This is a genomic window from Ruegeria profundi (assembly GCF_049800715.1).
Taxonomy (GTDB): Bacteria; Pseudomonadota; Alphaproteobacteria; order Rhodobacterales; family Rhodobacteraceae; genus Ruegeria; species Ruegeria profundi_A.
Window position 1 is genome coordinate 1 of the sequence record NZ_JBNAFO010000008.1, and the last position, 12,473, is coordinate 12,473.

10 protein-coding genes are annotated in these 12,473 nt (G+C 59.6%); 5 read left to right on the top strand and 5 right to left on the bottom strand.

Features of this window, described 5'->3' with window-relative positions; genetic code table 11:
- From glyA to ACP15L_RS13660, 5 genes are all read right to left on the bottom strand, one after another.
- The coding region (glyA, locus tag ACP15L_RS13640) for a serine hydroxymethyltransferase (protein ID WP_425084583.1) at positions 1 to 1,292 on the bottom strand (1,292 nt) is incomplete at its 3' end.
- Positions 1,293 to 1,365: 73 nt separating this feature from the next.
- Complete coding sequence (locus tag ACP15L_RS13645) at positions 1,366 to 2,337, bottom strand: 2-hydroxyacid dehydrogenase (RefSeq protein ID WP_425084745.1); 972 nt, start codon at positions 2,335 to 2,337, stop codon at positions 1,366 to 1,368.
- Entirely contained in the window at positions 2,337 to 3,224 is an 888-nt protein-coding gene (gene sucD, locus ACP15L_RS13650) for a succinate--CoA ligase subunit alpha (protein ID WP_170380404.1), read from the bottom strand. The genes ACP15L_RS13645 and sucD overlap by 1 nt, the downstream gene beginning before the upstream one ends.
- Entirely contained in the window at positions 3,221 to 4,420 is a 1,200-nt protein-coding gene (locus ACP15L_RS13655; RefSeq protein WP_170556060.1) for a malate--CoA ligase subunit beta, read from the bottom strand. The genes sucD and ACP15L_RS13655 overlap by 4 nt, the downstream gene beginning before the upstream one ends.
- A gap of 28 nt (positions 4,421 to 4,448) precedes the next feature.
- Positions 4,449 to 5,690, bottom strand: coding sequence for an aminotransferase class V-fold PLP-dependent enzyme (locus ACP15L_RS13660; RefSeq protein ID WP_425084584.1), 1,242 nt, complete (start codon positions 5,688 to 5,690; stop codon positions 4,449 to 4,451).
- A gap of 219 nt (positions 5,691 to 5,909) precedes the next feature.
- Here ACP15L_RS13660 and ACP15L_RS13665 point away from each other — a divergent pair, with 219 nt between their 5' ends.
- The 5 genes from ACP15L_RS13665 (at position 5,910) to ACP15L_RS13685 (ending at position 12,461) form a co-directional block, all read left to right on the top strand.
- Entirely contained in the window at positions 5,910 to 6,539 is a 630-nt protein-coding gene (locus ACP15L_RS13665) for a LuxR C-terminal-related transcriptional regulator (protein WP_419739303.1), read from the top strand.
- A gap of 75 nt (positions 6,540 to 6,614) precedes the next feature.
- Positions 6,615 to 6,821, top strand: coding sequence for a hypothetical protein (locus ACP15L_RS13670; protein WP_425084585.1), 207 nt, complete (start codon positions 6,615 to 6,617; stop codon positions 6,819 to 6,821).
- A gap of 71 nt (positions 6,822 to 6,892) precedes the next feature.
- The gene (xylB, locus tag ACP15L_RS13675) at positions 6,893 to 8,353 is read left to right on the top strand and encodes a xylulokinase (protein ID WP_425084586.1); all 1,461 of its coding nucleotides are present in this window, start codon (positions 6,893 to 6,895) and stop codon (positions 8,351 to 8,353) included.
- A gap of 259 nt (positions 8,354 to 8,612) precedes the next feature.
- On the top strand, positions 8,613 to 8,966 hold the full coding sequence (locus ACP15L_RS13680) for a putative quinol monooxygenase (protein ID WP_419739301.1): 354 nt from the start codon (positions 8,613 to 8,615) through the stop codon (positions 8,964 to 8,966).
- A 159-nt stretch (positions 8,967 to 9,125) separates the two neighbouring features.
- Positions 9,126 to 12,461 (top strand): adenylate/guanylate cyclase domain-containing protein, encoded by a 3,336-nt coding sequence (locus ACP15L_RS13685; protein ID WP_425084587.1) that lies wholly within the window; start codon positions 9,126 to 9,128, stop codon positions 12,459 to 12,461.
- Positions 12,462 to 12,473 lie beyond the last annotated feature (12 nt).

The following is a 12,473-nucleotide window of genomic DNA, read 5'->3' on the forward strand; positions in this document are numbered from 1 at the left end:
AGGTTCGGATAGATAGGGAATCTGGCGCAGAGGTCGGCGACTTCTGCTTTGACCTTGGCCTCGACCTCGGCATTGCCGTCTTCGCCATTGGCGGCCAGACCGTCGACCACTTCGATGATCCAGTCCGCGATCTGGCGGAATTCGACCTCGCCGAAGCCGCGCGTGGTGCCAGCTGGAGAACCCAGACGGATGCCCGAGGTGATGGTCGGCTTTTCCGGATCAAACGGCACGCCGTTCTTGTTGCAGGTAATATGCGCCCGGCCCAAAGCCTTCTCGGTCGCGTTGCCCTTCACACCTTTGGGGCGCAGGTCGACCAGCACAACATGGGTGTCGGTGCCGTGGGTCACCGTGTCCAGACCGCCCTTGATCAGCTGATCCGACAGCGCCTGCGCGTTGGTAATGACCTGCTGGATATAGGTCTTGAACTCGGGGCGCAGAGCCTCGCCGAAGGCAACCGCCTTGCCTGCGATGACATGCATCAGAGGACCACCCTGAATGCCGGGGAAGATCGCCGAATTCACTTTCTTTGCGATATCTTCATCATTGGTCAGGATCATACCACCACGAGGTCCACGCAGGGTCTTGTGGGTTGTCGTGGTCGCCACATGCGCGTGCGGGAAGGGGCTTGGATGCTCGCCTGCGGCCACCAGACCGGCGAAATGCGCCATGTCCACGTGCAAATAGGCGCCGACCATGTCGGCGATCTCGCGCATGCGGGCAAAGTCGATCTGACGCGGGATGGCCGAGCCACCTGCGATGATCAGCTTGGGGTTATGCTCTTTCGCCAGCGCCTCGACCTGATCGTAGTCGAGCATGTTGTCTTCTTTGCGGACACCGTATTGCACGGCGTTGAACCACTTGCCCGACTGGTTCGGGCGGGCACCGTGGGTCAGGTGACCACCGGCATCCAGGCTCATGCCCAGAATGGTGTCGCCGGGCTGGATCAGCGCCTGGAACACGCCCTGGTTCGCCTGGCTGCCCGAGTTCGGCTGCACGTTGGCAAAGCCGCAACCAAACAGCTCTTTCGCGCGGTCGATGGCCAGGTTTTCGGCAATGTCGACGAACTGGCAGCCGCCATAGTAGCGACGGCCGGGATAGCCTTCGGCGTATTTATTGGTCATCACCGAGCCCTGCGCCTCCATCACGGCGGCAGAGACAATGTTTTCCGACGCGATCAGCTCGATCTCGTCGCGCTGACGGCCCAGCTCGGACGTGATCGAGCCAAAAAGCTCAGGATCACGGTCCGACAAAGACTGGGTGAAAAAACCATTTAGACGATTGGGCGCGTTCATGACGCAGTCCTCCTGAGCGGTCCGAAGCCCGGCCCTATGGAGGGACCAGAGCAGGGAATTGATATACGCGAGGTTAGATCACGCGATCGCGCGGTTCGCGGCCTTCGAAAAAGTCGCTGAGGTTGTCCAGCACCCGGAACCCCATCGCATCGCGCGCCTCACGGGTGGCACTGCCCAGATGAGGCAGCATCACAAGGTTGTCGCATAGCAAAAGGTCGGGGTTGATGCGGGGCTCTCCGTCGAACACGTCCAGCGCTGCGCCTCCGATCATGTCGAAGGTCAAGGACTGGATCAGAGCGCGTTCGTCGATCACCTCGCCACGGGCCGTGTTGATCAGGAACGCATCCGGTTTCATCAGATCCAGACGGCGCGCGTTGATCATGTGCCGGTTTGCGGCTCCGCCGGGGCAATGGAGCGAGACGAAATCGCATTGCGGCAGCAGATCATCCACGGTTTCGACCTGAGTGGCATTGCATTGGGCCAGAGTCTCGGGCGCGATTTTGCTGCGGTTGTAGACAACGATCTGCATGCCAAAACCGTGATGAGCACGCCGGGCCATTTCCTGCCCGATGCGGCCATATCCGATGATGCCTAGCACCTTGCCACTTACCTTGGTGCCGATCAGATGCGTGGGGCGCCAGCCGGTCCAATTGCCGGCCCGCAGCTCGCGTTCCCCTTCGCCAGCGCGGCGCGCCACCATCAGCAGCAGGGTCATCGCGATATCGGCGGTGCATTCGGACAGCACGTCCGGCGTGTTGGTGACGGTCATGCCCAGCCCACGCACTGAGGGCTCACAGATGTGACTGTAGCCAACGCCGTAATTTGCCAGAATCTTCGTCTGCGCGCTGGGTACGTCCAAAGCCTCGGAACTGAGGGTATCGGTCACGGTCGGCAGGACCGCATCATAGGATTTCAGCGCATGCCGGATTTCTGCCGGGGACATGGGTTTGTCCCCGCTATTCAGCACCGTGTTGTAGTTCTCGGCCAGCTGCGCCTCGACGGCGGCAGGCCAGCGACGGGTGACTAGAACCGAGGGTTTGACCATCACGCAGCCTCCATCACGCGGGCGATTGTTTCGCCGATCACCGCGGGGTTTTCGGCCACGGTCACTCCTGCGGCGGACAGGATTTCAACCTTCTCGCTGGCGCTTTCGCCAAAGGCCGAGATGATCGCACCGGCATGACCCATGGTCCGACCTTTCGGAGCGGTCAGACCAGCAACATAAGCCACCACAGGCTTGGTGATGTGATCGCGGATGAATTCGGCGGCTTCGGCCTCCTGCGGGCCTCCGATCTCACCGATCATGGCGATGATATGGGTGTCCTCATCCTCTTCGAAACGCTGCAGAATATCTTTGAAGGACGAGCCGTTGATCGGATCGCCGCCGATGCCAACGCTTGTCGAAACACCGATCCCTCGTTCTTTCAACTGGGCCGCGGCCTCATAGCCCAGCGTCCCCGAGCGACCGATGATGCCCACGTTGCCCGGCAGGTAGATATGTCCCGGCATGATCCCCAGCAGCGCTTTACCAGGCGAGATAGTGCCCGCGCAGTTCGGCCCGGTCAGGACCATGCGCTTCTCTTTGGGATAGCGGTACATGTAGCGCTTCACGCGGATCATGTCCTGCGCCGGAATACCGTCGGTGATGCAGACACAATAGCGGATACCGGCATCTGCGGCCTCCATGATCGAGTCCGCCGCAAAGGGCGGTGGAACGAACACTAGGCTGGCATCCGCGCCGGTTGCTTCAACCGCCTGCTTGACGGTGTCAAAGACCGGAACGCCTTCGACGGTTTCGCCGCCTTTACCGGGAACCACGCCGCCCACCACATTGGTGCCGTAGTTCAGCATGTCCTTGGTGTGGAACCGCGCCATGCGGCCAGTGATACCCTGCACGATCACGCGCGAGTTACGATCTAGAAGAATGCTCATTGCACAGCCCTCATCTTGGTGCCTTGGGTAAGGTCGTTGCGCCATGCGCCGACAGCGCGTTCGGCAGCCTCCATCAGAGTGGTGGCGCGGATGATCGGAAGACCGGATTTGGCGAGAATCTTCTGACCCTCTTCCACGTTGGTACCGGCCAGACGCACGACGACAGGGATGTCTATATCCAGCTCTTTCAGAGCCTGCACGACACCTTCGGCCACCCAGTCGCAGCGGTTGATACCGGCGAAGATGTTCACCAGAATGGCCTGCACATTGTCGTCCGACAGAACCAGACGGAAGGCTTTGGCCACACGCTCCGGCGAGGCGCCACCACCGATATCAAGGAAGTTCGCAGGTTCGCCCCCAGCCAGTTTGATCGTGTCCATGGTCGCCATCGCAAGACCGGCGCCGTTCACGATGCAGCCGATATTGCCGTCGAGACCAACATAAGACAGGCCCCGGTCACCGGCACGGCTTTCGCGCGGGTCTTCCTGGCTTTTGTCGCGCAGTTCGGCGATCTGTGGGTGACGGAACAGGGCGTTGTCGTCAAAGCTCATCTTCGCGTCCAGTGCCAAAACGCGGTCGTCTCCGGTGATGACCAGAGGGTTGATCTCGACCATGGTGGCGTCCAGATCGCTGAAGGCCGCGTAGCAGCCCTGCAGCGTGCGGACCATGTGCTGGATCAGCTTCGGCTCCAGCCCGAGTTGGAACGCGATTTCACGGGCCTGGAATTCTTGCAGACCCACTGCGGGTTCAACGATTGAACGCACGATGCTGTCCGGGCGCTCGGCCGAGATATCTTCGATCTCCATCCCGCCTTCCGAGGACGCAACGATCATGACCCGCTGGCTCGAACGATCCAGTACGAAACCAAGATAGATTTCGCGATCAATCGGCACCGCGGCCTCCACGTAAACGCGGTAAATCCCCTTGCCTTCGGGGCCGGTCTGATGCGTGACCAGCTTGCGGCCGAACATGTCATCACAGGCTGTGTAGATCTCATTTTCGGTGTTGCACAGCTTGACCCCTCCGGCCTTGCCGCGCCCGCCTGCATGGACCTGCGCCTTGACAATCCACTTGTCACCCCCCAGTTCACGCGCCCGATAGGCCGCCTGTTCCGGGCTATAAGCCAAAGCACCGGGTGGTACTTCGACGCCGAAATTCGAAAGAAGCTCTTTCGCCTGATATTCGTGAATATCCATCTGCAATCCTCCCGTTCTTGCAGTGAAATTAAGCAGCCATCGAAGTGCCGTAGCGACTTTCCAGCAGGGCTTCGATCGCGTCCCGATCAATCTGTCCGCCCAGTTCGCGCATCGCCTCGGCAAACAGGCGCACGATCCGGCTGACGGATTTCCGGTTCAGCTGGTTGAGAATGCCGATCCGCACCTGAACAGGCGCGCTGAGCGTGGGCCAGATGCCAAAACCGCGCACACGGCAGTTCTGCACCAATTCCATCTCGCGACCGGCAAGCTCCGGCGGCAGGTTCAGAACGATCAGGCTGGGCATGTCTGAGGTGACCTCGCACCCAAGTTCGACCACGGCATCGCGCAAGACGCGTTCGTGAATGCGGTAAGACGCTGCGCGCTTGGCCAGCCCTTCCTGCAATGTCAGGCGCAGCGCCTCGTGGAAGGCGGCCACGGCATAGCCCGAATGCGTCCGGTGATAGGTGCCTTTCTCGACATCCTGGCCGTCGACGATACCCCAGTGGCGGGCCTCGAAGATCGGGTTGTGCACATAGGTGTAGGCACCGCTGGTCTTGAGGCTGTCGATGAAGGCATCGGTGAAACTAACCGGAGCGTAGGTCAGCGGCAGGCAGCACAGACCTTTCTGCGGGCAAGAAGCCCAACCCGCGACGCCGGGGAAGTCGTCGATCGAAAAGTCATCCACGCCCAGCGACGACACCGCGTCGATCAGACCCATCGCGCCGTGACGCTCACACGCGTCCGAAAAACCGCGAATGTCGTTGATCCGGCCGGACCCGGTTTCCCAGTGGGCCATGAACGCCCATTTGGGCTTGTGCTCGGCCAGGACTGCTTCGACGATTTCTCCGGTGACAGACTGGCCATGCGGAACCTCGATCACGGTGACGCTGGCAGCTTGTGGGTCAAGCGGATTGGCTGCGTGTTCGGCGGGCGTCGCCGCCTTGATCCGCAGGGTCAGCGCATCAATGCCCGAGAATGTGCCGTTGGCAAAAGCCACAACCTTGTCGCCCGGCATGACGGCCGAGAACATGGTGTCCAGCGCGCTCCAACCCGTGCCAGCGACGGCAAAAGTATAGGCGTTCTGCGTGCCCCAGATTTCGCGCAGCATATGCTTGCACTCGATCATTCCGCGCAGAACGTCGCCCTGCATGTGATCGGCGACCCCTGCCCCTGCAAAGGCCTGCAGAACGCGAGCATCCGTGTTGCCGGGTCCGGGACCCGCTGCAAGGGTTTCGGGGATTTCGAGCGAAGGGAAAATCTGGAAAGTCATTGTGCGGCTTCCTCGGCTGATTCTCAGGCTCAGCGGCCCGTTTGGTTGAGTTGCCGTGTAGAAAACGTGGTCTTGCCAGATCACGCAACGTAACTTACTACTGATTTAGCATGCCTAATAGGATGGGATATTACCTACCCAAAGGTGTAAAAATACGATAGTATACCAAAAACGTACCCACCCATTTGGGTAGTTTTTGAGCTTTAAGGGCAAATTCATATGGCTGAAGCTCCATCAAAGCCCATCGACGTCATGCTGGCAGACGGCAACCCTCTGGTCCTGTCGGCGATGTCAGAGATCTTTGAACGCGACCCGCGATTCTCATTGGTCGCGACTTCGGCCACGGCCGAAGGATTCCTTGGCACGGTCATGCGGGTGCCTGTTCAGGTCGGCGTGGTGGACTGGACATTGCCCGCCCTTGGCGCTGCCAAACTGATCGAGGTGCTGCGCGATCAGGTCAGTGCACCGCGCTTCGTGGTCTATGGCGACGCCAATGCCGACGTTCCACGACTGGCGATGCAGGCCGGGGCAGCTGGGTTTGCCGCACGCTCGGGCGAGGTTGAAGGGCTTCTGGACACCTGCGAGAAGGTGGCCGCGGGCAAGATGGTGTTTCCGTTCATAGACGTCCGGAAAATGCAGCAGGACCCAATCGAAAGCCTGTCGCGCAAGGAACGCTCCATCCTCGAGGCGCTGGCGCAGGGCATGTCCAATCGCGAACTTTCAAAAGAGCTCGAGATTTCGACGAACACCGTAAAGTTCCACTTGTCGAACATCTACGACAAGCTGGGCGTCAAAAACCGGACCCAAGCCATTGCACAATATTATGCAGCGCGGATGCAAAGGGACTGATACGGACCGTAATCTGGTAAACTCGGGGTTTTCCGGGCATGCTTTGGGTTCACACCCGCAGCCGGAGGACCTCAAATGCCGCAATATAATGACATGTTCGAACTCTCCATCGAGGATATGGAACTGATCGAACAGGCCCTGCGACAGGCGATGGCCTCTTATTCCATTGAGGGGGACGAGACCAACGAAGACACCATCCGCAGGATGCATGATCTTCTGGGCAAGCTGCATGATCAGAAGATTTTTTATCGCCCAAAGACCGGCAGCTATATCGGGGGCTGATCCGCACTTTGCAGACTCCTCAAAAACAGAATAAACCGTTTGCAAACATGTGAATTCAGAGGCGACGCAGTATGAGCTACCTTGGCATTGATCTGGGAACGTCCGGGCTGCGCGCCCTGCTCTTGGCAGAGGACGGCAGCGTGCTCGGTTCGGCAGAGCATTCCTGCACGTCCCAACACAAACATCCTGGCTGGAGCGAACAGGACCCCGCCGAATGGATCGCGGCGCTAGAGGGGGCGGTTGCCGCGTTGCGGGATGCCCATCCCGAATTTGCCGATCTGCGAGCCGTTGGCGTAGCGGGCCACATGCACGGCGCAACGCTGCTGGATTCCAACGGTGACGTGATCCGGCCCTGTATTCTGTGGAACGACACGCGCGCGGATGCCGAGGCCCGGCATCTGGACGCCCTGCCCGGTATTCGCGACATTTCCGGCAATATCGTTTTCCCCGGCTTCACGGCCCCCAAACTGCTCTGGGTCAGGGAACATGAGCCGGAAAACTTCGCCCGTATCGCGAAGGTTCTGCTGCCTGCGGCCTATATGAACTACTATCTGACAGGCGATTACGTCGCTGACATGTCGGATAGCGCTGGCACATCCTGGCTGGACGTCTCGCGGCGTACATGGTCCGAGGAGCTGTTGATCGCCGGGCAAATGTCGGACTCTCAGATGCCCCGTCTGGTTGAGGGCTGCCAGCCCGCAGGTACCCTTCGCGCCGATCTTGCCAGCCGTTGGGGTCTGCGCAATAGCGTCACCGTCGCAGGCGGTGCCGGAGACAACGCCGCGGCGGCCTGTGGCCTGGGTGCTCTGAACGAAGGGGACGGGTTCATTTCGCTTGGCACCTCCGGAGTGCTGCTGGCTGCGCGCGATGGCTACCACCCCGACCCCGCCTCGGCTTTGCACACGTTTTGCCATGCCGTGCCCGATCGCTGGTATCAGATGGGCGTCATGCTGTCTGCAACCGACAGCCTGAATTGGCTAGGGCAGATCACCGGCCAAAAACCCGCCGACCTGACCCGCGCATTGGGCGACGAGCTGCGAGCACCCGGCCGCGTGCAGTTCTACCCTTACCTCTCAGGCGAACGCACCCCGCACAACGACGCCAACATTCGCGGCGGCTTTACCGGGCTGGGAAAAGACACTGACCAGAGCGATCTGACCTGCGCTGTGCTTGAGGGGGTCGTCTATGGCCTTAGCGACTCGTATGACGCGCTGGTGCAGACTGGCGCGCGGATTGATCGGCTGATCGGCATCGGCGGCGGTACAAAATCGCGCTACTGGGTCAAGCTGATTGCAACTGTTTTGAACGTGCCAATCGAGCTACCTCAGGACGGAGAGTTTGGCGCAGCACTGGGTGCCGCACGTCTTGGCCAGATCGCAGAAACCGGAGCGTCGCCCGAAGACATCCTGACCCCTCCCAGCATCGGCGAACGCGTTCTGCCCGACAGCAGCAAAACCGCAGATTACGAGGCAGCCAAGGCACAGTTCAAAGCCGCCTATGGACCTCTTCGGCAGATCTCCTCGCGGGGTTGATAGTCAGGCCGTCGCGCGGTGACGGCCCGAGCCGCTCACACCCTCTGACAACATCTGGTTTTTGCCAGCCCAGCGCATGATATGTTAATGTAAAGGGTGCGTGGCCCTCATCCGACGCGCCTGTTGCAGGCTTTCTTTCGGCATTTTGAACTCTCATTTACCGAGGGCCACCGCGCCACAAAGATCAATCAATTTGACCCGTTTAGGCAGGGATGATCACGGATAAGACGCAGACCTGCCTCTCGAAAGGACTATCGATATGTATAGCATAATCGCGACCTGGTATTTGAAACCCAAACAAGAGGCCGAGGGGATCGCAGCCCTCAAGCAATTGGCCCAAGATGTGAAGCAGGAAGAGGACACCTGGGGCTACCTCATCCACACGGGCGGCGAAAACTCGGCACCGCCTTCCAGTGACGGCACCGTCGTTTTCATCGAAATCTACAAGGACTTCCAAGCCTTTATGGACCATGTGACCGGCCCGATCTTTACCGCATTCAAAAAAGACCATGGGCAGCTTTTTCAGCCCATACCAGGCTCTGACAGCCCGTTCTTTCTGGTCGAAAACATCGACAGAATTGGAGGGTTTCTGCGACCGCAAGCGGGGTCCTAACCACAGTACCAGCCCGCACCAGTGAGTAACCCTTTGCGGGCACACAAAACCAGCGCACAATTCAAGGGCGACGAATTGTAGATTGTGTGATACTAAAGAAAGCGAAATTGTTTCTTTGTTTCACATAAGGCGCAATTACAGCGCTCAGGGGCAGCCATATTGGGACGTCCGAATGTTAATTGCAGCGAATGCGGCGCGGCCAATCCTGCCGGGTCCAACTTTTGCCACGGCTGCGGCAATGCACTGACCCTAGCCTGTGGGTCCTGCGGTGCGTCAGCGATGGCGCACGCAAAGTTTTGCACCGCTTGTGGGGCTTCGCTGCTGGGTCAGGACAGTCCCCCACCGGCTGCCCCTTTGCCCTCTCCAAAGGACGCACCAGAAGACGTGGCCGAACGTCGCCAACTGACCGTCATGTTCTGCGATCTGGTGGGTTCAACGGCCTTGTCCGAAAGACTCGACCCCGAGGATTACCGCGAACTGATCACGCAATACCGCGAGTTGGTTGGCCGGACCGTCACCAAGTTCGGCGGCGAAATCGCCAACTATGCCGGAGACGGAGTGGTCGCCATCTTCGGCTATCCCACCGCGCAGGAACTCAGCCACTATTCCGCCGCTCTTTGCGCGCTTGAGATTGCGGGCGCGACACGCGACGGGAATGCGGGGCTGACGGACAAATCGGTTTCGACAAATGTGCGGATCGGGATTCACACCGGACCTGTGGTGGTGGGCACGGCGGCAGGCACATCAAGCTCGGAAAAGGTCTGGCTGTTTGGCGATACACCAAACGTTGCGGCGCGGATTCAGGCTGCTGCGGATGTGGGTCAGGTTGTGGTTTCGGAAGTGACCCGCAGACTGGTCGGAGAGCGTCTGGATTTCACCTCGATCGGCAGTCCGCCCCTGGCGGGTGTCAGCACACCGTTGCAGCTCTATGTGGTCGGTCCGAAGATTTCCGGCTTTGACACCGGGCGCAAGGACTTCGCGCACGACAAGACGCCGACTATCGGGCGCACTGCCGAGATAGCTCTGGTCCAGTCCAGATGGGACGGCGCGCTGGACGGAGAGGGGCAGGTTCTGCTGTTGACCGGCGACGCGGGCGTTGGCAAATCCAAGATCGCATTTGGACTGAAGGACAAGCTAACCGACGAGGCCTCCACCCAGTTCACCCTGTTCGGATCGCCTTTGCACCAAAGCAGCGCGTTTTTCCCGATCAAGAATGCGCTGACGACGCTGACGGGCATGTTGCCCAATGCGCCTCCTGAGGAAAGCCGGGATAAAGTCACCCGGTTTCTGACCAATCTGAACCTTGATGCTGAAACCTGCGCCGCACCTATCCTGCGCCTGATGGGACTGGAAGACAGCACCTCTCTGGTCGCGCCGATGGGCCCCGAGCGGGAGAAGGGCGCGCTGATCGAGGCCCTTTTGCAATTGTGCGCGGGGTTGGAACAGCACCATCCCTTGCTGCTGCTGCTCGACGATGTGCATTGGTTCGACGCCTCAACACTGGAATTCGTCAACGGCTGGATCGAACAGGTGTCGAACCGCCGCTGCCTGATCCTGATGACCGCCCGGACCGAGTTCCAGTCGCCATGGCGCAACCAGTCCCATGTCACCAGTCTGGAACTCAACCGGCTTGTGCGCCGTGACATATATAAGCTGGTTGAGAGCATTTCGGGCGTGCGGCCGTCGCCGGAAGTTCTCAGCCAGTTGGCCGATCGCACCGATGGCGTGCCGCTATTTGTCGAAGAACTGACCAAGATGGCGATGGAATCCGGTCTCTTGGTCAACCGCGGCCAGAGTCAGGCCGAATTGTCCATGGCGATCCCAGAATCGCTGCAGGACTCACTGATGGCCAGATTAGACCGTTTGTCGGCCAGCCGCGAGATCGTTCAGGTCGCCGCAGCAATCGGCCGAAACTTTGAGCGCAAGCTGCTGTCCGAGGTTCTGGACTGGACCGAAAACGACATCACCGAAGCGCTGAACCAGCTGCTTGAGACCGAACTGATCGTGCCCGCAGGCCAGCCGGGTACGGCAGATGCCTACCGGTTCCGCCATGCGTTGGTGCAGGATGCAGCCTATCAATCCATGCTGCGCTCAACAGCCTCACGATGGCATGGCCAAATCGCCGCGGTTCTCGAGGAGAAATACGCCGAAACCGTCGCGCGAGAGCCTGAAATTCTGGGCCATCACTACTGGCGTGCCGGCAATTACCCCGCCGCCGAAGGCAAACTGATGACCGCCGCGCGGCAGGCATTGGACCATTCAGCGAATGTCGAGGCGATAACACATTTGCAGCATGCTTTGGAATGCTTGCAGGAAATGCCGCAATCGCAGGAACGCGACCGGCGTGAGATCGACATGCAGATCATGATCGCCGTGCCTCTGGCCTTCGTTAGGGGCTATGCACATAAATCGGTTCTGTCGGCCTATGCGCGGGCGCAGTCCCTGTGCCGTGAATATGGCGAGACCGAGCGACTGTTCAAGGTGGTCTACGGTCAGTTCCGCTCGACCATGCTGGGCGGGGAATATGAGATCTCGAAACAGAATGCGGATCGGCTGGTCTCGCTCTGTCAGGATTTATCGAGCCCGCTGACCATTGTCTCGGCCGAACGCTCAATGGGGTCGCTTCAGACCTATCTGGGCCATCCGAAAGATGCGTTGAAACATCTTGAGGCCGGGCTTGAGGTCAATCTGTCCATCGAACATCGCTTCATGGGCCTCGATTTCGATGTGGTTGACCTTGCGGTGGCTCTTCAGGGTTATCGCGCACTTTCCTACTGGTTGTCTGGCGACGAAGCCAACGCCCTGACAGCGATCAAGGCAGCGCTGGTCCATGCCGAAGAAACCGCGCACCCTTTCAGCCAGTCCTTTGCCAATGCCTTCCTTGGATGGATTTCCCATTTCCGGGGCGATGAGGTGACGGTGCAGGACAGTTCGGCCATTTTGATCGCCCTGTCCGAGGAATATTCTTTCCAATTCTGGCGCGGTTGGGCGCGGGTCATGAATGGTTGGGTGCGCCGGAGCACTGATGGTGAAAAGGCCTTGGAGGAGATAGCCCTGGGCCTGCGCGAATGGCGCGATACAGGCTGCCGCCTTGGTCTGAGCTTCTTCCTTTGCCTTTATGCCGACGCGGCCATTCTGCACGGTAAACTGGAACTGGCCGAGGAACTGTTGGACGAAGCCGAAGCCTTCGCCAACGACAGCGGTGAGAAATTCTGGATCGTCGGCCTGACATGCCTGCGCGGTCGGTTGGCAATGGCCCACGGGGATGACAGCGCCGGGATCGGCCACCTTAAAGACGCTGCCATGGTGGCGTTGCAACTGGGCCATTACGGCCCGCTTTTGCATGTCATTCGGGAATTGGCCGAGCTTGAGACCTCGTCAAACTGCCTTGGTGAGATCTCGAAAGCCGTGGCCGCCGACAAGACCAAAGCACCCGCATTGGTCGAGGCAAAAGCCATTTTGAAAACCCTAAAAACAAAACAGCCGGAGGCATGATCGGGCGGAATT

What these genes read in the sequence shown, in the direction of transcription:
- ACP15L_RS13665 (WP_419739303.1), top strand. Translation starts at nt 5,910, where the DNA reads ATGGCTGAAGCTCCATCAAAGCCCATCGACGTCATGCTGGCAGACGGC.
- ACP15L_RS13645 (WP_425084745.1), bottom strand. Translation starts at nt 2,337, where the DNA reads ATGGTCAAACCCTCGGTTCTAGTCACCCGTCGCTGGCCTGCCGCCGTC.
- ACP15L_RS13655 (WP_170556060.1), bottom strand. Translation starts at nt 4,420, where the DNA reads ATGGATATTCACGAATATCAGGCGAAAGAGCTTCTTTCGAATTTCGGC.
- ACP15L_RS13680 (WP_419739301.1), top strand. Translation starts at nt 8,613, where the DNA reads ATGTATAGCATAATCGCGACCTGGTATTTGAAACCCAAACAAGAGGCC.
- xylB (WP_425084586.1), top strand. Translation starts at nt 6,893, where the DNA reads ATGAGCTACCTTGGCATTGATCTGGGAACGTCCGGGCTGCGCGCCCTG.
- ACP15L_RS13660 (WP_425084584.1), bottom strand. Translation starts at nt 5,690, where the DNA reads ATGACTTTCCAGATTTTCCCTTCGCTCGAAATCCCCGAAACCCTTGCA.
- sucD (WP_170380404.1), bottom strand. Translation starts at nt 3,224, where the DNA reads ATGAGCATTCTTCTAGATCGTAACTCGCGCGTGATCGTGCAGGGTATC.
- ACP15L_RS13670 (WP_425084585.1), top strand. Translation starts at nt 6,615, where the DNA reads ATGCCGCAATATAATGACATGTTCGAACTCTCCATCGAGGATATGGAA.